The following is a 21,664-nucleotide window of genomic DNA, read 5'->3' as shown; positions in this document are numbered from 1 at the left end:
GCCGGGTCATCGGGCCTGGGCGCGCCGACGCCCCGGCAGGGCGCGACGCCCTGCCTGCCCGACGACGGCGAGCGACTTGCGCACGACGCTCCCTCGGGCGGCGAACGCCTCCTTGGCGCCTGGCTCGTTGCGCGCGAACGAGATCACGACGCCGAGGGCCGCCATGGTCGTGATCAGCGCCGACCCGCCCGAGGAGACGAGCGGGAGCGGCACCCCGATGACCGGGATCACCCCGATGACCACGCCGATGTTGATGAACGCCTGACCAACGATCCAGCACGCGATGCCCGCGGTCGTGATCTTGACGAACGGGTCGGGGTGACGGCGGATCACCCGGCTCATGGCCAGCCCGAGCACCGCGAACAGCGCGAGGACCAGGAGCGTTCCGAGCAGTCCGAGCTCCTCGCCGATGACCGAGAAGATGAAGTCGTTGTGGGCCTCGGGCAGGTAGCTCCACTTCTCGCGGCTCGCGCCGAGCCCGACCCCGCCGAACCCGCCCGTGCCCAGCGCCCACAGGCCGTGGACCGTCTGGTAGCAGACGCTCGAGCCCGCGTTCGCGTCCGAGGTGTCGCACACGTTCGTGTACGTCGCGAGGAGCCGGTTCATGCGGTTCGCGTTCTGCTGCATCGCGACGAACCCGACCACGACCACGACGGCCGCGCCGGCCCCCGCCAGGGCGAGGAGCCGCCAGTCGACTCCCGCGACGAAGAACGCGCCCGCGACGAGGATGAGGATGACGAGCATGGTGCCCAGGTCGTGCCCCGCGAGCACGAGCCCCATGACCAGGAGCGCACCGGGGACCGCAGGCACGATCGCGTGCTTCCACGAGCCCAGCAGGTGCTGCTTGCGCCCGAGCACGACGCCGAGCCAGATCGCGAGGGCGAGCTTGGCGGGCTCGGAGGGCTGCACGAAGAACGACCCGAAGTTGATCCAGTTCAGGTTGCCGTTGACCTCGTGGCCGAGCGGGCTGAAGATCATGAGCTGGAGGCACAGGGAGAAGATGATCAGCGGCCACGCGCCGTGCCGGTACACGCGCGTGGGGAGCCTGCTCGCGACGAGCAGCACGGGCAGACCGATGAGCGCGTACTGCGCCTGGGTCAGGAACGCGCCGTAGGGCGACTTTCCCGCCGCGATCTCCGTGATCGCCGAGCTCGAGAGCACCATGACGAGGCCGATGATCGCGAGCAGGGTGGTCGCACCGACGAGCAGGTAGTAGCTCGTCACGGCGCTGTCCCACTGGCCGAGCCACGCGCGCTCGCTCGACGCAGCCCTGGCCGGACGCGGCCGAGGACGCGGCGTGCGGGTCTGCCGGGTGGTCCCGCCCTTCGTGGGGAGGCCGGTCGCCGCGGTCGTGGTCGACCGCGCACCGGTCGCGGGACGCGACCCGGAGGGCGTCGAGCCGGTCGTCGTCCGAGGGGTCGGGCTCGTGGCGCGTGGCGTGCCCGCGGTGCTCGCCCGGGAGGAGCCCGCCGCCGAGCGCTGCGCAGGCCCGCGCCCGCTCGTCGTCTGGGCCACCGGACTACCCTCCCAGCGTGGTCTCGGCGCCCACCAACGACCGTGCGGCCTGCGCGAACGCCTCGCCGCGTGCGGCGTACGACGTGAACTGGTCCATCGACGCGCTGGCGGGGGCGAGCAGGACGGTGTCCCCGGGGACCGCCAGGTCCCGGGCTCGTTCGACTGCGCGCTGCATCACCGTCCCAGTGTCACCGGGATCGACGCGGACCACGGGGACGTCGGGTGCGTGTCGGGCCAGTGCACCCTCGATCGGCGCCGGGTCGGCACCGATCAGGACCACGGCACGCAGCCGGGACAGGCGCGCACGCACGAGCTCGTCGTAGGTCGCCCCCTTCGCGAGGCCGCCCGCGATCCAGACCACGGACCCCGGCTCGTAGGCGCCGAGCGAGGCCGAGGCCGCGTGCGGGTTGGTCGCCTTCGAGTCGTCGACGTACGTCACGCCGTCGGCCGTCGCGACGCGCTGGATGCGGTGCGCCCCCGGACGGAACGCACGCAGGCCCTCGCGGACCGCCTGCGCGCTCACGCCGTGGGCGCGCGCGAGGGCGGCCGCCGCGAGGGCGTCGGCGACCACGTGGACGGGAACGGTGCCCCCGGGGCCGGCGAGGTGGGCCAGGTCCGCGAACGTCGCGAGCTCCTGGGCGCTGCGGTGGCGCGCGGGGTCGTCGGGCGCGGCGTGGAACGCGCGGTCCACGAGGACGTCCTCGATGACCCCGAGCTGGGCACGAGCAGGTGCGCCGACCGTGAACCCGATCGCACGCGCCCCCTCCAGGACGTCGGCCTCGCGCACGAGGTGCTCCGTGCGCGGGTCGGCGACGTTGTAGACGCACGCGACCTGAGCGCGCTCGTAGACGCGCCCCTTGTCCGCGGCGTACGCCTCGAGCGAGCCGTGCCAGTCGAGGTGGTCCGCGGCGATGTTGAGGACGGCCCCGGCCTGGACCGACATGGAGTGCGTGAAGTGCAGCTGGAAGCTCGAGAGCTCGACCGCCAGGACGTCGAGCCCAGGGTCGAGCGCTGCGACGACCACGGGCGTGCCGACGTTGCCCACGGCCGCGGTCCGCAGACCGGCCGCGGACAGGATCGAGGCCAGCATCTCGACCGTGGTCGTCTTGCCGTTCGTCCCGGTGACCGCGAGCCAGGGGGCGAACGAGCCGTCCGCGCGCGGCACGCGCAGCGCCCAGGCCAGCTCGACCTCGCTCCACACGGGCACGCCGGCGGCGCGCGCGGCGACCAGCAGGGCCGACGACGGCGCCCACCCCGGGGAGGCCACGACCAGGTCGACCTGGCTCAGGTCCACACCTGACTCGTCCTGCGCGTCGGCGTCCGGGGCCGAACGGTCCACCGTGACGACCGAGGCCACCTTCGCCGCGTCGCGCAGCGCCTGGACGGCCGCGCGGCCGGAGACCCCGAGGCCCGCGACCAGGACCCGGGCCTGCGCCCACGGGACGGCCAGGTCGAGCGGTGCAGCAGAGGGGACGGAGTCCTCCGGCACTAGCTGACCACCCATTCGGCGTAGAAGATCCCGAGGCCCAGCCCCGCGAACAGCCCGGCGATCAGCCAGAACCTGATGACGATCGTGACCTCGCCCCACCCCGAGAGCTCGAAGTGGTGGTGGAGTGGGGCCATCTTGAAGACGCGTTTGCCCGTCATCTTGAAGTAGCCGATCTGGATCACGTCGGAGAGCACGATGAGGACGAACAGCCCGCCGATGATGACCGCGAGGATCTCGGTGCGGGACAGGATCGTCAGACCGGCCAGGGCGCCACCGAGGGCGAGGGACCCCGTGTCACCCATGAAGATCCTCGCGGGGCTCGCGTTCCACCACAGGAACCCGACGCACGCGCCCATGATCGCGGCCGCGACGATCGCGAGGTCCTGCGGGTCGCGGACCTCGTAGCAGCGCGGCCCGGCCGCCTCGATGACCTGGCAGCTCTGGTTGAGCTGCCAGATGCTCACGAGGATGTACGAGCCGAACACGATGATCGAGACACCCGTGGCCAGGCCGTCGAGCCCGTCCGTCAGGTTGACCGCGTTCGACCACGCCGTGATGAGGAAGTTGGCCCAGAGCACGAAGAGGATCAGGCCGATCGTCGCTCCCGCGAAGGCCAGGTCCAGGTTGGTGTCCCGCAGGAACGAGATGTGCGTCGACGCCGGTGTGCGGAAGTTCTCGTTGGGGAACTGCAGCGCCAGCACCGCGAACGTGATGCCCACGATGCCCTGACCGATGATCTTGGCGCGCGGCGAGAGCCCCAGGCTGCGCTGCTTGCGGATCTTGGTGAAGTCGTCGAAGAACCCGACGAGCCCCAGACCGGTCATGAGGAAGAGCACCAGGATCGCCGAGATGCTCGGGGTCCGTGGCGTCTCCGACACGATCGAGGACACGACGTAGGACATCGCCCAGCCGATCAGGGTCGCCCCGATGATGACGACCCCGCCCATGGTGGGCGTCCCGCGCTTGGTGAAGTGCGCCGTCGGGCCGTCCTGGCGGACGAACTGGCCGTAGTTGCGACGGATCAGGAACTTGATGAACAGCGGGGTGCCCAGGAGCGCCACGAGCAGCGAGACGCACGCGGAGACGAGGATCGCGATCATGCGCGCACCTCGCCCGCGAGCTCGTCGCCCAGGCGCCACAGGCCCGAGCCGTTCGAGGACTTCACCAGGACCACGTCGCCGGGCAGGAGCTCGTCGCGCAGCAGCGCGGAGGCCGCCTCGACGTCAGGTACGAACCGAGTCTCATCGCCCCAGGACCCCTCTTGGGTGGCGCCGTCGTGGATGCCGCCGGCACCGTCACCGACCACGACGAGCAGCTTGATGTTCAATCGGACCACGAGACGGCCGATCTCGTCGTGAGCGGCGCGCGAGTCGGGCCCGAGTTCCAGCATCTCGCCCAGGACCGCGACCGACCGCCGCTCGCGCCCGGCCATGACCGCGAGCGCCTTGAGGGCAGCACGCATCGAGTCGGGGTTCGCGTTGTAGGAGTCGTCGATCACCGTGATGCCGTCGGGACGCTGCGTGACGGCCATGCGGTGCGGGCTGATCGCGGTGGCCCCGGCCAGGCCGGCCGCGACCGTCGCCGCGTCGAGCCCCACCTGGATCGCCGCGGCGGCCGCCGCGAGCGCGTTGGAGATGTGGTGCTCGCCCACGAGGCGGACCTGGACCGGGTGGGTGACCGGCTCGGCGCCGCGCACGCGCAGGTCGAACGACGCGCAGCCCGAACGGTCCATGCCGATGTTCTCGGCGCGCACGTCCGCCGTGGGGATGGTCCCGAACGTCACGACCGGGCCGGGCGCGGCCTCGGCCATCGCGACGACCCGCAGGTCGTCGGCGTTGAGGACCGCGGTACCGCCCGGGACGAGGCCCGCGACGATCTCGGCCTTGGCCGTGGCCACGGCCTCGATCCCCCCGAACTCGCCCAGGTGGGCGCTGCCCACCGCGAGGACGACCGAGACGTCCGGCGGCGCGATCTGCGTCAGGTAGGTCAGGTGACCGATGCCGCTGGCCCCCATCTCGAGGACGAGGAAGCGGGTCGAGGCGTCGGCCTCGAGCACGGTGAGCGGCAGGCCGATCTCGTTGTTGAACGAGCCGCGCGGCACCACGGTCTGCCCGTGGGGCGTCAGGAGCTGCCCCAGGAGGTCCTTCGTGGTGGTCTTGCCGACCGAGCCCGTGATGCCGACGACCTTGAGGTCCCCGGCCGCGCGCAGCCGGCGCAGGACCTCGCGTGCGAGCGCCCCGAGCGCGGTCTGCACGTCCTCCACCACGACCGCGGGCGCGTCGACGTCACGGGCCGCCAGGACGAGCGACGCGCCGTTGCCGACGGCGACGGGGACGTAGTCGTGCCCGTCGACGTGCTCGCCGGGCAGCGCCACGAAGAGCGCGCCGGGTCCGGCGAGCCGGGAGTCGATGACGACCGAGCCGGTCACCCTCACGTCCGGGTCGGCGGCGAGCCGTCCTCCGGTCGCTGCGGCGACCTCCGCCGCAGTCAGCTCGATCATGCTCCGTGCTCCTTCGTCGTCTCGTCGCGCTCGGCCAGTGCGGCCCGCGCCTCCACCCTGTCGTCCAGGGCATGGTCCACCCCGGCGATCTCCTGCCAGACCTCGTGGCCCCTGCCGGCGATCAGCACCGTGTCCTGCGGACCGGCCTCCCGGATCGTGTCACGGATCGCGGCGGCCCGGGGCGCGACCTCGGTCACGGTCCGCGCGGGCGTCCCGGCCGTGCCCGCGGTGCCCGTCGCGCCGTGGGCCGCGTCCAGGGCGGCGAGCGCCCCGGCGAGCACCTCGCCGCGGATCGCGGCCGGGTCCTCGCCGTGCGGGTCGTCGTCGGTGACCACGACGACGTCGGCGCCCTCGACCGCTACGGCGCCCATGCGCGGGCGCTTGCCCTTGTCCCGGTCGCCCGTGGCACCGAACACCACGTGCAGGCGGCCCGTCGTGGTGGGACGCAGCGCGGCCAGCGCGAGCGAGAGCGCGTCGGTGTTGTGCGCGAAGTCGACCACGACGCGCGGGGACGTGCCCACGACCTCCATGCGGCCCGGGACGGCCGCGCTGACGCCGCCCGCGGACTCGAGCGCGGCGCGCACGTCGCGGAGGTCGGCTCCTGCCTCGAGGACCATGGCGAGCGCGAGCGCCGCGTTGGCGACGTTGAAGCCCCCGGGAAGCGCCGTCGTCGTGCGGATCTCCCGCCCGTCGCGGTGCCGCAGCGTGAACGCGCTGCCGGCCGACCCCTCGGCGACCACGTCGACGACCGTCCAGTCCGTGCCCGCGCCACCGTCCGCGACCGAGAGCGTCGCGACGGGGATCGTCGCGGCCTCGGTCATGCGCCGGCCCCAGGCGTCGTCCACGACGACCACACCACGACGCGCGTGCTCGGGGGTGAACAGCGCCGCCTTGGCGTCGAAGTACTCCTGGAGATCGCCGTGGAAGTCGAGGTGGTCCTGGCTCAGGTTCGTGAAGCCCGCCACGTCGAACACGAAGCCGTCGACCCGGTGCATCGCCAGGGCGTGCGAGGAGACCTCCATCGCGAGCGTGCTCACGCCGTCCTCGCGCATGGTGGCCAGGAGCGCCTGCAGGTCGGCGGCCTCGGGTGTGGTGAGCCGGCTCGGGAGCACGCGGTCGCCCGAGCGCATCTCGACCGTGCCGATCAGCCCGCCCTTCCAGCCCAGCGCACGCAGGACGTGGTCGATCAGGTACGTCGTCGTGGTCTTGCCGTTGGTGCCCGTCACGGCGAACGTCGTCAGGTGCTCGGCCGGAGCCCCGTAGACCCAGGCGGCGACCCGCCCCAGGAGGTTGCGGGGGTCGTCGGTCACGAGGACCGGTACCCGGTGCTCGCCCGCCTCGTCGAGGAGGAGGGCGCCGTGCGGGTCCGTCAGGACGGCCCGGGCACCGCGGTCGATCGCACCGCTCGCGAAGCTCGCGCCGTGCGTGCTCGCACCGGGCAGCGCGACGAAGAGGTCACCGTCGGCAGCCACGCGGTTGTCCGAGGCGACCGACCAGATCTCGACGCCCGCGAGCGCGCCGGGATCGGCGTCGGGGGCCGTTCGTCCGGTGCCGACCGTGAGCTCGAAGGTGGTCGCGAGATCCTGAGCGGAGTGGTGTGCGGACGTGGTGGGGCGAAGACGGTCGATCGGGGATGTCACGAGTAGAACTTACCGTGCATCACGGTCCCGACCGGTCGGCTGGTAGGCCCGGACCCGGTACTTCACGGGACCTTCACGCGTGGCCGCGGCAGGGTACGCCGAACTCCCGCTGCACCGCACGAGGGCCGGGACCCGCCATGGGTGCAGCCCGCGGGCCCGCACGGCCCCGAGGCCTCGTGCGGGGCGCGCGCGCAGGCCCGACGGCGAGACGTGCCTGGGGGCCGAACGGTCACCAGGTCGTCGGGTACGGCTCCTCGACGACCGAGCTCGGGGGCACGTTCCGGTTCTGGAGCGTGAAGCTCATCAGGTCCTTGAACACCGGCGCCGCGACCATGCCGCCGAAGATGTTGGTCCGAGGGTTCTTGAGGAAGACCGCGACCGTGTACTGCGGGTCGTCCGCGGGGGCGACGCCGATGAACGACGCCATGATGTCGGTCAGTCCGCCCCCCGCCCCGACCTCCTCGGCCGTACCCGTCTTGCCCGCGATCCGGTAGCCCCCGATCGCGGCCTCGGTGCCCGACCCCTCCTCGACGACGGCCTCCATCATGTGCAGGACCTGGTCCGCGGTCGACTCCGAGACGACCTGCGTGGTCTCCCGCTCGGGGGCCGGGACGAACACGCCGTCGGGGCCCGTCGTGCCCTTGAGCAGCGTGGGCGCGACCCGCACGCCGCCGTTCGCGATCGTGGAGAACACGCTCGTGGCCTGGACGGCGTTGACGGCCAGCCCCTGGCCGAACAGGACCGCGTACTCCGTGCGGCCGTCCCAGTTCTTCGCCGAGTCGAGGATCCCCGCGGACTCGCCCGGGAGGCCGAGGCCCGTCTTGGACCCGAAGCCGAACTTGCGCAGATAGTCCTCGCGCTGCTGCCTGGGGATGTCCTGCCCGACCATGACCGTCCCCGTGTTCGAGGACTGCGCGAGGATGCCGGCCAGCGTCATGCGCTCCATGGCGTGCGGGTGCGAGTCCCTGAAGGTCTCCCCGTTGGCGGTCGTGTAGCGGTCGTTCACCTCGTACTGGCTCGCCGGGGTCGCGAGGCCCTCCTCGATCGCCGCAGCCATCGTGATGACCTTGCCCGTCGAGCCGGGCGCGAACACGTCCTTGACCGCACGGCTGCCGTCAGCGACGCGCGCGTCGGAGCGGTCGTTCGGGTCGATCGCCCCCGAGTCGGCGAGCGCGAGGACCTCTTGGGTCTTCACGTCCTGCACCACCGCGATCGCGTAGTCGGCACCGGTCTCGGCCACGGCCTTGTCGACCGCGTCCTGCGCCTTCCAGCCGATGTCCCGCACCAGGGTCAGGGCGACCGAGGATCCCGGGACGGCCTCGACGGTCTCCTGCGTGCTGCCGGGGATCCGGACCCCGCCCGCTCCGCCCGCGCGCTGAAAGCTCTCGCTGCCCGGTGTGCCCGTGAGGAGGTCGTCGTAGGCTGCCTCGATCCCTCCACGACCGATCACGTTCTCGGTCGTCTCGTCCTCGCCCACGTACCCGACGATGTTGCCCGCGGTGGTCCCCGCGGGATAGGTCCGGGTCGTGGTGAGCCGCGTGCTGATGTAGGCCGAGACACCCAGCTCGGCGATCTGCCGCTGGACCTCGGGCACCACGCCCTTCGCCAGGATCACGTTCCGGTTGACTCGACCGTTGGTGCCGCTGAGCTCGGCCGCAAGCTCGGGCGCCGAACGGTCCAGGATCGGTGCGAGCAGCTTGGCCAGGCCGACGGCCCCCGTCTCCTCGACCGCCTTGCCGTCGATCGTGTGCCGCTTCGACGGGACGAAGTTCGGGATCGTCTCCTGGTCCGCCGAGACCGTGTACCGGTCGATCGACGTGGCGAGGACCACGCCGTCGGCGTCCGTGATGTCCCCACGGTGCGCGAGGGTCACGTGGGACTGGGTACGCGTCGCCTCCGCGCTGGCCGCGAGCGTGGGACCGATGACGACCTGCACGTACACGAGACGCCCGGCGAAGAACAGCAGGACCAGGAGCGCGACGGCCATGACCCAGCGCTGCCGCTTCTCGGGGCGCGCGGGGCTGGGCGCCGTCGCGGTCGCAGGTCGACCCAGGCCGCTTCCGCCCCCGGCGCGCGGCGTGAGAGCAGCCGTCCGGGCGGGGGGCTTGGCACTCCTGGACGTCGTCCTGGCGACCTTGCCGGTCGCGCGGGTCTTGCCCGTCGCGGGCGACTTGTCCGTCGTCGGCACCTTGCCGGCGCCCGCCCTGCTGGTCGTGCGAGCCTTGCTCGTCGGGTTGGTCGCGGAGGTCCCGCCACCCCGGCCGCTCGGGCTCGACGTCGACCCCGAGCCGCGACCCGTCCGAGGAGCGGTCGTGCTGCGAGGCACCGCCGTACCCGTCGAGCTCCGGGACGCGCCCGCGCGCGACGTGGCCGAGGGGCTGCGGCCCGTTCCCGAGCGGGTCGAGCCGGCAGGCTGTGTGCCCGGCCGGGACGACGCGGAGGGACGCGGCGAGCTCTCGCCGGTCCTGCGCCCCGTCCCACCGGTCACGGCGTGCTTCCCGCCTCCGGGGCACCGATGACCGCACCGTCGGAGAGCCGCAGCATCGTGGGTGCGTCCGACTCGACCATCCCGAGCCCGACCGCGCGGTCCGGCAGCGACGTCTCGGCAGCCCGGAGCTGGGCGTCGAGGGCCTGCGTGTCCTGCTCGAGCACACCCGCCTCCGTCCGGAGCTTCGACATCTGGTACGAGCCGTTCGCCATCGTCGTGTTCAACAGCAAAGCACCCAGGAGCGCTGCAGCGAGGATCGACATGCACAGGACGAGGAAGGGAATCCGGGAACGTACCTGGAGCGGCGCACGGACCGCCTCGAGCCGAGGCCGCGAGGAGCGTCCGGCAGCACCGCCCGGGAGAGCCGTGAGCGACGCACGGCGGGCGGGAGCGGGGGCCGGCGTCGACAGAGGACGGGCAGCAGCCTGTCGTGAGCTCATGAGTGCTTCTCCCCTCGGTTGCGGTGTCGCAGGTGGTCAGGTGTGGGACGCAGCCGCTCCGCGGCCCGCAGGCGCACGGACGCGGAGCGCGGGTTGTGCTCGAGCTCGTCGGCCGGGGCCTCCTCGGCGCCACGGACGAGCAGCTTCAGGTACGGCTTGTGGGTCTCGGGCTCGACGGGCAGGCCCGCCGGTGCGCTCGACGTCGCACCTCGCGCGAGCTCGCGCTTGACGATGCGGTCCTCGAGCGACTGGTACGACTCGACGACGATCCGCCCACCCACGGCGAGGGCCTCGACGGCCGCCGGAACCGCGCGCTCGAGCACCTCGAGCTCACCGTTGACCTCGATCCGCAGCGCCTGGAACGTGCGCTTGGCCGGGTTGCCGCCCGTCTTGCGGGTCGCGGCCGGGATGTTGGCGCGCACGAGGTCCACGAGGGCCGCACTCCGGGTCCACGGCTCGACCTCGCGCCGGCGGATCACTGCGCGGGCGATGCGCTGCGCGAACCGCTCCTCGCCGTACTCCCGCAGGATCCGGACCAGGTCGCGCTCGTCGTAGGTGTTGAGGACGTCCGCCGCCGTGAGGCCCGTGGTCGCGTCCATGCGCATGTCGAGCGGCGCGTCGTGGGCGTAGGAGAAGCCGCGCTCCGACTCATCGATCTGCAGGGACGAGACCCCCAGGTCCATCAGCACGCCCTGGACCGCAGGCAGGCCGAGGTCTGCGATCACGTCGCCGATCTCGTCGTAGACGGCGTGCACGGCCTGGAACCGGTCACCGAACCGCGCGAGCCGCCCGGAGGCCAGCGCGATGGCCTGCGTGTCACGGTCGATGCCGATCACCCGTGCCGTCGGGATCTGCTCCAGGACGGCCTCCGTGTGCCCGCCCATGCCGAGCGTGCAGTCGACCAGGACCGATCCCGGCGCCACGAGGGCGGGGGCGAGGAGGTCGACGCACCGTTGGAGGAGCACCGGGACGTGCCGGTCCTCTGCTCCCGCTCCTGACGTGCTGCGAGGTGTGGACATGACGCCTCCTTCCTGGTCGGTGCTCGTCGTGCTGCTCGTGGGGTGATGCATGGTCTTCGGTGTCTGCCTGTCGTGCGTCGTGCCGGTGAGACCGTTCCGCGCCGCCGGACCAGGTCTCCCACCGCGTCCGTTCTGGCACCGGGGAAGTGCGCCAGACCGGGCGGGAGGAGGCCTCGTCCTGCGGGAGCGTCAGGTCCTCGTCGTCCAGCTCTTGATGTCGTCGTGCGGTACACAGCTCGTGCTGGTCGTGCGGTCCGTCAGAAGCGGAGGGCGGGAAGCACCTCCTCCGCCGTGGTGGCGTACCCGGCCTCCTGCTCGGCGAGGTAGGTCGACCACGCCGTGGCGTCCCAGATCTCCACGCGGGTGCCGGCGCCGATCACGGCGACGTCCCGGTCGAGTCCTGCGTACGCCCGCAGCGGGGCCGGGATGGAGATCCGTCCCTGCTTGTCCGGGATCTCGTCGCTCGCCCCCGAGAGGAAGACCCGGAGATAGTCCCGCGCCTGCTTGCTCGTGACGGGGGCCTGACGGATCTGGTCGTACATGCGTCGGAACTCGTCCATGGGCAGGAGGAAGAGGCAGTGCTCCTGCCCCCTGGTCATCACCAGCCCGGGCGCGAGCTGGCTGCGGAACTTCGCGGGGAGGATGAGGCGCCCCTTGTCGTCCAGCCGGGGTGTGTAGGTGCCGAGAAGCAGGCTCGGGGAACCGCTGAACAGCTCGCTCATCCGCCGCGCCCTCCCCTCCTGCTCCCACTTCCTCCACAGTACTCCACATGCCTCCACGAAGCCCGGGATATCACCGCCACTTCACCCCTCTTCGCACAATCTCCGCAGGTCAGACGGTGGAGGACACAGTGGGGCGCCTGGCCCCGGCGCCACCGGCACCCGCGTCGTTTCCTCACGTTCGCCCGGCTCGTCCGCCCCGCTCGAGGCGTCCTCGAGCATTTCGCGATCCGGACGGGGAGGAGAGTGGGGACAATGGTCAACTAGGCTTGCGAGTCCGCACACCGAGCGTGGCCAACGGAGGTTTCTCGTGCTCACCGACTACACCTCTCCCCCGTCTCGTGACGGCCTCGATCCTCTCGGCGAGCTCGTCGAGGCGACCGGTCGGATCCGCTCCCGGATCGAGTCGGTGATCTCCGGACGACCGGAGCTCGTCCACCTCACGGTCGCGGTGCTCCTCGCGGAGGGCCACCTCCTGCTCGAGGACGTGCCCGGAGTCGGCAAGACGACGCTCGCCAAGGCGCTCGCACGCACCATCGACTGCCACGTCGGCCGGATCCAGTTCACGCCCGACCTGCTCCCGAGCGACCTCACGGGCGTCAACATCTACCGGACGCAGACGCACGACTTCGAGTTCCGCCCCGGACCCGTCTTCTCCAACATCGTGATCGGCGACGAGATCAACCGTGCGTCGCCCAAGACGCAGTCGGCCCTCCTGGAGTGCATGGAGGAGGGGCAGACGACGGTCGACGGCACGACCCACCCCCTCCCCCGACCCTTCCTCGTCGTCGCGACGCAGAACCCGGTCGAGATGGAGGGGACCTATCCCCTGCCCGAGGCGCAGCGTGACCGCTTCATGGCGCGCCTCACCGTTGGCTACCCGGACGTCGAGGCCGAGCTCGAGATGCTCGACCGCCAGGAGTCGGACACCCCGCTCGAGCACATCGACCCCGTCGTGGACGGACCGACGATCCTGCGTTTCGCGCAGGTCGCCCGCTCGGTCTACGCGTCGCCCGCCGTCAAGAGGTACGTGCTCGCCCTGGTCACCCAGACGCGCGAGCACCCCGGGCTCAAGCTCGGCGCCTCGCCCCGCACGTCGCTCCAGCTGCTCCGCGCTGCCAAGGCGGTCGCAGCCATGGCGGGCCGTGACCACGTCCTGCCGGACGACGTCCAGCTGCTCGCCCAGCCCGTGCTCGCGCACCGGCTGATCCTGTCCACCGAGTCCCGCCTGGCCGGCCACACCGCCGCCCACGTCGTGGCGTCGATCGTCGAGCGGACGCCGATCCCCGCCTACACGTCCACGGACAGCCGCTGACATGCCGGGCGCCCGCACGTCCCCACGGCGCCTGCGAGGCCTCGCCCGGGTCCGGCCCACCGTCCGGGGCAACGCCGTCCTCGGCGCGAGCGTCGTGCTGATCGCCGTCGGATCTGCCCTGGGGCTGCGCGACGTCGTGGGGCTCGGGGCCGCCGGGGGGCTCGCGGTCCTCTCGTCCTGGGTGTGGATGGCCGTGCGTCGCATCGACCGCGGCCGCGGTGCCCTCCGGGTCGGCCGCAAGGTCGAGCCCGACCCGGCGGTCCGTGGGAGCCAGGTCACCACCCGGCTCGTCGTCGCCCCCGTCCAGCCGACGGCGACCGCGCTCGGGCGGCTCGCCCGCCTGCAGATCAGCGAGCAGGCCGCCGGGGAGCTCTGCGAGCAGGACGCGCTGCGCGCACAGGTCGTGACGCATCCGGACCGGATCGCGGTGCGCTACCGCCTGCGCCCCCAGCACCGCGGGCGCTGGGCTCTCGGCCCCGTGCTGACGAGCCGTGTCGACGTGTTCGGCCTCGTGCGGGCGGCCCAGCCCCTGGGCGCTCCGAGCACCGTCACCGTGTGGCCCCGCACGACCGAGCTCTCGGTGCGCGGTGCGCGCGCCTTCGGTGAGTTCGCGCGATCGGCCCACGGCGCGCGGACGTCGTCGAGCGACGACAGCGTGCTGCGCGACTACGTGGCCGGTGACGACCCCCGCCGGGTGCACTGGGCGACCGCCGCCCGCCGCGGACAGCTCATGGTGCGCACCGACGAGAGCGCCGGGATGCCGCCCGTGACCGTCCTCCTCGACCGCTCGACCCTTCCCCCGCCGGGGACTGCGCGCTCCACGTCCGCTGCCGAGGACGGGGAGTGGGCCGTCGAGGCCGCCGCGTCCGTCGGGATCTCGTTGCTGGCCGCCGGTCACCCCGTCCGCCTCGTCGCCTCGACGGGCGCTCCCGCGGTCGAGGCGATCCCCTACTCGCCCGGGCGCCGCTCCGAGGGCACGGCCCAGCTCCTCGACCAGACCGTCGACCTCCAGGGCCACACGAGCCGGCGCGACGCCGAGGCCGGGCTCACCGCGACCGCCGACGCGCTGCGCAGCACCAGACGACCCGCGGAGCTGACGGTCGCGATCCTCGCGCCCCTCGGGCCGCTCGCCCGGCAGGCGGTCGCCGCGATGGCGGGCGACGGCAACCACTGGGCGTTCGTCGTCGGGCCCCCCGCCTCGCCAGAGCTCGACGAGTCCCTGGCCGCGCTGCGCGCGACGGGCTGGCACGCCGTGCACGTCGACCCGCAGCTCACATCGATCGACCAGGCCTGGGACAGGCTCATGGAGGAGCACCGGTGACCACCCCGACCGTCAGCACCCGGCGCGCCGACCTGTCGCGGACCGCGGCCACCACCGTCCTGGTCCTCGTCGCGACCGTCGCGTCCTTCCACGCCCTGACCGTGCTGATCGGGCCCGGGCCGTGGACCCGCACCGGCACCGCCTTCCTGCTGGTCCTCGGACTGGTCACCTGGGCGACCCGCGCTCTCCTCGAGACACGGCCCTCCGCGTCGGTGGCACGCGCACGCTCGCTCGTCCCCACTCTCGCAGGCCTGCTCGTCGGCGTCTGGGGCCTGCTGGCCCTCTTCGGAGGGGTCACGTCCCGAGGGATCGACCTGGCGATCAGCAGCGCGAGCCTCGACAGGGTGCTCGCTCGGTTCGCGGCCGGTCGACAGCTCATCGCCACCGAGACCTCACCGATCGAACCGTCGTTCCCCCTCGTCCTCATCGCGGTCGGCGGTGCCGCGCTCGTCTTCCTCCTGACCGACCTGATAGCGGGTGGTCTGCGGCTGCCCGCCGCCGCCGGCCTGCCACTGCTGGCCCTGTGGATCCCTCCGCTGGTCATCGAGGGCTCGGTCCCGCCCGTCGTCTTCGTCGTCACGGTCACGGCCCTGCTCCTGCTCGTCGCCGTCGACAACCCGCACCGGGCCGTCCGCCGGACCACGACCTCCGCCTCGAGCGTCCGTCCCCCCGACCGCGCCACCCGCGCGCTGCGCGCGAGCACCACGCTCGCCGCAACGCTCGCGATCGCCCTCGTCGCCCTCGTCGCGGGATCCGCTGCGGGCGCGCTCCCCCAGATCGTCCGGTCACCATGGACCGCCTTCTTCACGAGCGCGGGCCCCACCGTGCGTCTGGCCAGCGACCTCGACATGGAGAGCAACCTCAAGGCCCGCTCGGAAGAGGTCGCCCTCACCTACGAGTTCCCCGAGGACCGGGCCAACGGCACCGGCAGCACGGACGTCGGCCCGCTGAGGATGTTCACCCTGACCGGGTTCGACGGGCGCAACTGGCGACGTGGTGACGCCCGCCAGGGCCCCCAGGTCGAGGAGTCGAACGTCCTGTGGCCCGACGACGCGGGGATCGGCGGCGGCGCTGAGCCCCGCCAGGTCGACGTCACGCTCCGGACCCTGCGCGACGAACGGCTCGCCCTGCCGACCGAACCTCGAACGATCACCGCCCCGGGCGAGTGGTTCTACGACGACGCCCGCGACGAGGTGACGGGTAACGAGGCGACCGAGCCGGGGATGGAGTACTCCTTCGTCGTCCACCCGCGCGACCTGACCGCCCAGGCGCTGCGCACCAGCGAAGGTGGTGACCTCGACGACCCGAACCTGCTCGAGGTCCCGGCCTCCTCTCACCAGGAGGACATCCGCTCCCTCGCCACCGAGATCACCGCGGACACGAGCAACCGCTACGACGCGGCCGTCGCGCTGCAGTCCTACTTCCGTGACGGGAGCCGGTTCACCTACTCGACAGAGGTCCCGGACGGCCAGACCGACGACACGGTGTGGAACTTCCTGCAGGACCGTCAGGGCTATTGCGTGCAGTTCGCGACCTCGATGACGATGATGGCCCGATCCATCGGGATCCCCGCGCGCATGGCCGTCGGCTTCCTGCCCGGCGAGCGGACGACCGACAACCTCTTCGAGGTCACCGGCAAGGACTCGCACGCATGGCCCGAGCTCTACTTCCCTGGTCAGGGATGGGTGCGCTTCGAGCCGACCCCAGCCGTCCAGGCGGGCCCGGTCCCCTCGTGGGCCGACCCTCTCCTCGCCTCCAACAACGCGCCGGCACCGGCGGACCCCGGCGATGTCCCGACGAACGCCGCGAGCCCGAACGCGCTCGGCACCACGGCGCCGACGACCGGGCCTGTTCCCGACGTCAGCGGTGGGACCGGTACTGCGCAGGACGGCGGGCAGCGGACCTGGATCATCGGTGGGAGCGTGCTGGTCGTGCTCCTGGTGCTGTCGGCGCTCGCGTGGTTGATCGCGCGCCGTCGTACCGCCCCCGACCCCACACCGGACGTCGAGAGCACCTGGGCAGAGCTCACCGAACAGCTCGCAGACCTGGACATCCGCTGGCCTGCCTCGGCGACGCTGCGCAACGTACCGACGCTCGTGGTCGCTCAGGTGGTCTCTCGCACGGGAAAGCAGCTCCCCGTCGCGACGACCGACGCCCTGGTGACGCTCACGTCAGCCGTCGAGGCCCAGCGCTACGCCCGGACCTGGCAGCCCCCCGCTCCGGAGACCCTCGCCTCGCTGCTCGAGCAGGTGGTCTCCGGCGTCCGCGAGGGACTCAGCGACCGCCCTGCTCACGTCGACGGTCCCAGCGCTCTTCCAGTCGGGTGAGGAAGCCCTGACTGGGAGGTGAGGTCTTGGTCGTTCCGCGGGGCGGGGTGACCTTCCCGTCTCCGTCGACGACGCCCACCGGGCCGCTCGCGCGCTTGCGCGGTGCCGAGAAGGCGAAGGCCACGCCCGCGAACATCACGACGAACCCGGCGACACCGAGCCAGGGGTTGGCTGTCGCCGCACCCACGACCAGGAGAAGGAGTCCGCCGACCACGCCGATCCCGGCTGCGACGTAGCGCAGGCCGGACTTGCGGGGCGTGGACTGAAGCGTCGTCGCCAACCGCGGATCATCCGAGGTCAGCGCTCTTTCCATCTGTTCCAGTACGCGCTGCTCGTACTCAGACAGAGGCATGGGCACCCCCGGGTGTCGGCAGTTGAAGTGTGTCCCTCTCAGGATAGATCGACATCTGCCCTGGTGGTAGTCGAGCGTCGACGGGTGGACGCCGGACCGATGGAATTCACCCCGAAACGGTCACGGATCCGGTCGAGCGTCTCCTCGGCAGCACGCCGCGACCCCGCTTCCTCCTGGACCGCCTCCTCGAGCGTGGGCTGGAGCACCGACGTGCTCCGGGGCTCGAGGTTCTCCGCCCGCACCCCGACGAGCCGCACCGGGAGCCCCCGCCGGTCGACCGACTCCACGAGCTCGCGGGCCACCTGGTGAATCTCCTGCGCGACGTCCGTCGGGGCGCGCAGCGTCCTCGAGCGCGTGAGGGTCCGGAAGTCGGACGTGCGGACCTTGACGCTGACTGTCCGCGCCACGAAGCCCTGGTGCCGTAGCCGCGCGGCGCAGCGGTCGGCGAGCCCCAGCAACGCCGAGCCGATCACCGCGGAGTCGTACAGGTCGTGCTCGAAGGTCGTCTCCGCGCCGATGCTCCGTTCTGCACGCCCGGGCTCGACGGGACGCGGGTCCCTGCCCCACGCGAGGTCGTGGAGGTGCGCGCCCGCAGCCTTGCCCACGGCCGCCTGCACGGCCGAGACCTCGGTGTCCGCGAGCTGCGCGACGGTGGTGATGCCCCAGTCGGCGAGCAGCTTCTCGGTCCGTTCCCCCACGCCCCACAGTGCGCCGACCGGAAGGGTCCGCAGGAACGGCACGGTCGCGGCGGCGGGGACGAGCATCATGCCGTCGGGCTTGGCGTGCGTCGAGGCGAGCTTCGCGACGAACTTGGTCGTGGCGATCCCCACCGAGCACGTGATGCCCACCTCTGCGTGCACGCGCTCCCGAAGATCCCTCGCGATCGCGGTGGGCGCCCCGAGCCGACGCCGGGCCCCGCTGACGTCGAGGAATGCCTCGTCGATGCTGATCTGCTCGACGAGCGCCGTGACCTCGTGGACGATCTCCATCACCGCACGCGAGGCCTCCTGGTACGCCAGATGGTCAGGGGGGAGCACGACGGCCTGTGGGCACAGCCTGCGGGCGAGAGCCATGGGCATGGCCGAGTGGACGCCGAAGGCACGCGCCTCGTATGTCGCTGCGAGGACCACGCTGCGCTCCGACCCGCCGACGACGACGGGTCGCCCGACCAGCTCGGGACGGCGGCGAAGCTCGACCGAGGCGAAGAAGGCGTCCATGTCGACGTGCAGGACGGAGCACCCGGTCTCGTCCGTCCCCCAGTCCCGGTGCGCCTGGGCAGAACGCGGGCCGCGGCTCACAGGACGCCCGCCCGGTCGAGAGCACGCCGGCTCGTCACGAGGCCACGACCCGGAGCGTGGGGTGCCGGACGAACCCGGCGTCCGGGTCGATGATCATCGCGACCTCGTCGCGGAAGTCCTCGGCGCAGACCATGATCTCCTCGGCACGCCGAGGGTCGACCGCGTCGAACCTCCCGGCGTCGACCGCGGCCCGGATGCGCGCCCCGCCCGCGAAGTAGACCGACCATGCCGCGAGACCGGGCTCGACGACGGCCAGGAGGTCCCAGACCGAGCGGGCTCGAGAGCGCGAGGACGGCTTGCCGCGCAGCGCGACGACCGCCGCGGCAGCGCGCAGCGCACCGAGGTGGGCGTGGACGAACCGCTCTGCGGGGTCCGCTGCGAGGTTCGCTGCGATGATCTCCGCATCAGCGCGCGCGAGGAGCCGAGCGACGTCAGGGGCGACCGCACCCGGCGAGACCCTGTGCTGCGTAGTCATCTCAACACCTCCGAAGTCAACTATCGAACACCTGTTCGACGAAAGTCAATCCGTCCGGGTGGGCGTCGCCTGTCGTCGGGCGCCGACCCGACTGCGCGATGCCCCTACGGTGGACCCATGCCTCGCAAGTCCTCCCGACGGACGTCCCGTCGCTCCTCAGCATCCACCTCGGCACCCACAGAGCCGTCCACGGCCCCTCGGCGGACTCGAGGAGGCACCCGACTGCGCGGCGCCGAGAGCGTCCACGAGCTGCCTGCAGGCGAGATCCCGACCTCGACCGGGACGGCCGAGCTGGTGCCCGACCCGGACGGCAGCACGGGAGTGACGCTCATGGTCAACGGCGTACCCAGCTCCCACCTGGACCTCGCCGACCCCGGCCTCCTGACGTTCGAGTACATGCAGCAGATGGCCGCGGTCCTGGGTGCCCTGCCGGCCGGGCCGCTGCGCGTCGTGCACCTGGGCGCCGCAGGGTGCACGCTCGCGCGCTACGTCGAGCACGAACGACCGGACTCGCGCCAGATCGCGGTGGACCTCGACGCCGACCTCGTCGCCCGCGTCCGCGAGTGGTTCGCCCTTCCCCGCGCACCCCGGCTCCGCCTGCGCGCCGGAGACGCCCGGGCAGAGCTCGCGACGCTGCCGGACGCGAGCGTCGACGTCGTCGTGCGCGACGTCTTCGCGGGCGACACCACCCCGGCGCACGTCACGACCGTCGGCTTCGTCCGCGAGGCGCTGCGCGTCCTGCGCCCTGGCGGGGTCTACCTCGCCAACTGCGCGGACCGTCCGCCGCTCGCGCTGGTGCGCAGGGAGCTCGCGACGGCGGTCGCGGCGCTCGGCCAGCCCTCGGCGGGCGCCCGTGCGACGGACCAGGTCGGCCTGATCGCCGAACCCGGTCAGCTCAAGGGGCGCCGCTACGGGAACCTCGTCCTCGTCGTCGTGCGACCCGTCGACGACACGGCCTCCGCCGGCGAGGACCGGGTGGACCACGACGACCCCGCCGACGCGCTCGACGAGGCCGCACCGTTCGGACTGGACGACCCGGGCCTGGCGCGCGCGCTGCGCAGCCTGCCGGTCCCCGCCACGCTGCTCACCGGGGACGAGGTGCGACGCTTCACGGGCACGGCGGTGCCGCTCGAGGACGCCGTCCCGCTGCCCGCGCCCGACGACGCCACCCACCCGGGTGCGCCCGCTGCGGTCCCGCGCGACGCCGTCGGGCCGGGGACCACATGACACCGGAGGCCGCACCCTGCAGGGTGCGGCCTCCGGCTCCGGTTCGCGAGAACCGGGAGAAGATCAGGGAGATCAGAGCGGGCGGACGTTCTCCGCCTGCGGGCCCTTGGGCCCCTGGGTGATCTCGAACTCGACTCGCTGAGCCTCCTCGAGCGACCGGTAGCCCTGGGCCTCGATCGCCGAGTAGTGGACGAAGACGTCGGCTCCGCCGTCGTCCTGGGCGATGAACCCATAGCCCTTCTCAGCGTTGAACCACTTCACAGAACCCTGCGCCATGCTGTTCCTCGTACCTTCTGTCCAACCGGGGACATCCGCGAACGGACCCTTCGCCCGTTCATCGAGCCGTCGCAGCCGGACCCGCGACCCGCTCCGCGTGGTTCCGGTCGTGGCGACCGCCGGCTGGACAGGCACGACCCCGGGCGGACCGGGATCCTGCTGCGTCGACACCGGTTCACGCGAAGGCATGTCTCGAGCACGTCACTGCAACGAGACCTAGTTTTGCACGGTCAAGGTGAGGTTCGCCACGTCAAACGCCGGGAAATACCGTGATTCGTCCCCACAACCTCCGCAGAACCTCCGCGAGGGCCCCGGTCACTCGCCACCCTGCTGGGCGAGGAAGCGCTCGAACTCGGCCCCGAGCTCGTCCGCCGTCGGGATGGGGGCGGAGTCCGCGAGCAGGCTCGTGCGGCCCACCGACCGGGCGAACGCGTCGTACTGCTCCTCGAGCGCACGCACCACGGCCGTGACCTCCTCGGACTCGGCCATCTGCCGCTCGACCTCCTGGACGGCCTCCTGGGAGGCGTCCGCGAGCGCCGCGACGCGCAGGTCGAGACCCGTCGACCGCTGGACGTTCTCGAGGGCGACGACCGCCGCCGGCGGGAACGGCGACTGCGCGAGGTAGTGCGGGACGTGCACCGTGAAGCCCAGGGCGTCGTGCCCCGACTCCCCGAGGCGCAGCTCGAGCAGCGCGGCCAACGAGCCCGGGACCTTGACCGTCCCGAACCACGACGTGTGGTCCTCGATCAGCTCGCGCCGGGTCGCGTGCGCGGTCACCGAGAGCGGACGCGTGTGCGGGATGCCCATGGGGATGCCGTGGAAGCCCACGACGAGCGAGACGTCGAACCTGTCCACGAGCTCGCGCAGCGCGGCGACCACGCGCTCCCACTGCAGGTCCGGCTCGATACCGTGCAGGAGCAGGAAGCCCGTCCCCTCGGCGTCGCGCACGTGGTCGATCGCGAGGAACGGCTCGTCGTACGAGGCCCACCGGTCCGCGTCGAAGACCATCGTCACGCGCTTGGAGCGGTAGTCGAGGAGCTGGTCCACGTCGAACGTGACCAGGCGCGTGACCTCGAACTCCTCGAGCAGGTGCTCGACCGCGAGGTCACCGGCCGTGCCGGCGTCCACGAACCCGCGCACCGAGTGCAGCAGGACCGGGCCGACCGCGCGGAGCGAGGCCCCCTCCTGTGCATGCGTCGCCGCGGGCAGGACGCGCGCCACCGCGGCCTCGTCCACCTCGTAGATCCCTCGTGGGTCCAACAC

Annotated in this window: 18 protein-coding genes; 4 read left to right on the top strand and 14 right to left on the bottom strand. The window is 72.3% G+C overall.

The features are described 5' to 3' along the window. Positions 1-6: 6 nt before the first annotated feature. The 9 genes from ACIPWA_RS04505 to mraZ all read right to left on the bottom strand — a co-directional run bounded on the left by ACIPWA_RS04505 (position 7) and on the right by mraZ (position 11,783). Positions 7-1,515, bottom strand: a complete 1,509-nt coding sequence (locus tag ACIPWA_RS04505) for a peptidoglycan glycosyltransferase FtsW (protein ID WP_400288346.1) — start codon at positions 1,513-1,515, stop codon at positions 7-9. A gap of 4 nt (positions 1,516-1,519) precedes the next feature. Further along, on the bottom strand, positions 1,520-3,019 hold the full coding sequence (gene murD, locus ACIPWA_RS04500) for a UDP-N-acetylmuramoyl-L-alanine--D-glutamate ligase (RefSeq protein WP_400288344.1): 1,500 nt from the start codon (positions 3,017-3,019) through the stop codon (positions 1,520-1,522). Then, on the bottom strand, positions 3,004-4,104 hold the full coding sequence (gene mraY, locus ACIPWA_RS04495; protein ID WP_056648845.1) for a phospho-N-acetylmuramoyl-pentapeptide-transferase: 1,101 nt from the start codon (positions 4,102-4,104) through the stop codon (positions 3,004-3,006). The genes murD and mraY overlap by 16 nt, the downstream gene beginning before the upstream one ends. Beyond that, positions 4,101-5,504 carry a UDP-N-acetylmuramoyl-tripeptide--D-alanyl-D-alanine ligase gene (locus tag ACIPWA_RS04490; RefSeq protein WP_400288342.1) on the bottom strand — a complete coding sequence of 468 codons (1,404 nt, stop codon included), beginning with the start codon at positions 5,502-5,504 and terminating at the stop codon, positions 4,101-4,103. Before ACIPWA_RS04490 ends, mraY begins: the two co-directional genes overlap by 4 nt. Next, on the bottom strand, positions 5,501-7,144 hold the full coding sequence (locus ACIPWA_RS04485) for a UDP-N-acetylmuramoyl-L-alanyl-D-glutamate--2,6-diaminopimelate ligase (protein ID WP_400288340.1): 1,644 nt from the start codon (positions 7,142-7,144) through the stop codon (positions 5,501-5,503). The genes ACIPWA_RS04490 and ACIPWA_RS04485 overlap by 4 nt, the downstream gene beginning before the upstream one ends. Positions 7,145-7,373: 229 nt before the next feature. Then, the gene (locus tag ACIPWA_RS04480) at positions 7,374-9,470 is read right to left on the bottom strand and encodes a peptidoglycan D,D-transpeptidase FtsI family protein (RefSeq protein WP_400288338.1); all 2,097 of its coding nucleotides are present in this window, start codon (positions 9,468-9,470) and stop codon (positions 7,374-7,376) included. Positions 9,471-9,628: 158 nt separating this feature from the next. Further along, positions 9,629-10,072 (bottom strand): cell division protein FtsL, encoded by a 444-nt coding sequence (locus ACIPWA_RS04475; protein ID WP_068625436.1) that lies wholly within the window; start codon positions 10,070-10,072, stop codon positions 9,629-9,631. Beyond that, complete coding sequence (rsmH, locus tag ACIPWA_RS04470) at positions 10,069-11,091, bottom strand: 16S rRNA (cytosine(1402)-N(4))-methyltransferase RsmH (protein ID WP_056648834.1); 1,023 nt, start codon at positions 11,089-11,091, stop codon at positions 10,069-10,071. The genes ACIPWA_RS04475 and rsmH overlap by 4 nt, the downstream gene beginning before the upstream one ends. Positions 11,092-11,348: 257 nt before the next feature. After that, positions 11,349-11,783 (bottom strand): division/cell wall cluster transcriptional repressor MraZ, encoded by a 435-nt coding sequence (mraZ, locus tag ACIPWA_RS04465; protein ID WP_056649048.1) that lies wholly within the window; start codon positions 11,781-11,783, stop codon positions 11,349-11,351. 337 nt (positions 11,784-12,120) lie between these two features. On the opposite strand from mraZ, the gene ACIPWA_RS04460 reads away from it, so the two are divergent. From ACIPWA_RS04460 to ACIPWA_RS04450, 3 genes are read left to right on the top strand one after another with little or no spacing between them, the layout of a single operon-like run. Next, positions 12,121-13,125 (top strand): AAA family ATPase, encoded by a 1,005-nt coding sequence (locus ACIPWA_RS04460; protein WP_068625434.1) that lies wholly within the window; start codon positions 12,121-12,123, stop codon positions 13,123-13,125. 1 nt (position 13,126) lies between these two features. After that, positions 13,127-14,446 (top strand): DUF58 domain-containing protein, encoded by a 1,320-nt coding sequence (locus ACIPWA_RS04455; RefSeq protein WP_400288336.1) that lies wholly within the window; start codon positions 13,127-13,129, stop codon positions 14,444-14,446. Beyond that, the gene (locus ACIPWA_RS04450; RefSeq protein WP_400288334.1) at positions 14,443-16,773 is read left to right on the top strand and encodes a transglutaminase TgpA family protein; all 2,331 of its coding nucleotides are present in this window, start codon (positions 14,443-14,445) and stop codon (positions 16,771-16,773) included. Before ACIPWA_RS04455 ends, ACIPWA_RS04450 begins: the two co-directional genes overlap by 4 nt. Here ACIPWA_RS04450 and ACIPWA_RS04445 read toward each other — a convergent pair. Genes ACIPWA_RS04445 through ACIPWA_RS04435 form a run of 3 tightly spaced genes read right to left on the bottom strand, consistent with a single transcriptional unit; the run spans position 16,721 to position 18,898 of the window. Beyond that, on the bottom strand, positions 16,721-17,125 hold the full coding sequence (locus ACIPWA_RS04445; RefSeq protein ID WP_056762009.1) for a DUF3040 domain-containing protein: 405 nt from the start codon (positions 17,123-17,125) through the stop codon (positions 16,721-16,723). The two genes, ACIPWA_RS04450 and ACIPWA_RS04445, sit on opposite strands and share 53 nt — an antisense overlap. 38 nt (positions 17,126-17,163) lie before the next feature. Continuing rightward, entirely contained in the window at positions 17,164-18,423 is a 1,260-nt protein-coding gene (locus ACIPWA_RS04440) for a DNA polymerase IV (RefSeq protein ID WP_400288332.1), read from the bottom strand. A 34-nt stretch (positions 18,424-18,457) separates the two neighbouring features. Then, positions 18,458-18,898 (bottom strand): SAV_6107 family HEPN domain-containing protein, encoded by a 441-nt coding sequence (locus tag ACIPWA_RS04435; protein ID WP_400288330.1) that lies wholly within the window; start codon positions 18,896-18,898, stop codon positions 18,458-18,460. 117 nt (positions 18,899-19,015) lie between these two features. On the opposite strand from ACIPWA_RS04435, the gene ACIPWA_RS04430 reads away from it, so the two are divergent. After that, positions 19,016-20,125: a spermidine synthase gene (locus ACIPWA_RS04430; RefSeq protein ID WP_400288328.1), complete on the top strand. Its 1,110-nt coding sequence runs from the start codon at positions 19,016-19,018 to the stop codon at positions 20,123-20,125. 72 nt (positions 20,126-20,197) lie between these two features. On the opposite strand, the gene ACIPWA_RS04425 is transcribed toward ACIPWA_RS04430, so the two are convergent. Next, a complete protein-coding gene (locus tag ACIPWA_RS04425; RefSeq protein ID WP_056648823.1) occupies positions 20,198-20,401 on the bottom strand; it encodes a cold-shock protein in 204 nt (67 codons plus the stop codon). A 315-nt stretch (positions 20,402-20,716) separates the two neighbouring features. Then, complete coding sequence (locus tag ACIPWA_RS04420) at positions 20,717-21,664, bottom strand: proteasome assembly chaperone family protein (protein WP_068625452.1); 948 nt, start codon at positions 21,662-21,664, stop codon at positions 20,717-20,719.

The sequence above is a fragment of the Oerskovia enterophila genome (assembly GCF_044748475.1).
Taxonomy (GTDB): Bacteria; Actinomycetota; Actinomycetes; order Actinomycetales; family Cellulomonadaceae; genus Oerskovia; species Oerskovia enterophila.
Note: the sequence above shows the minus strand (reverse complement) of the source record. Positions and strands in the feature narration are given on the sequence as shown.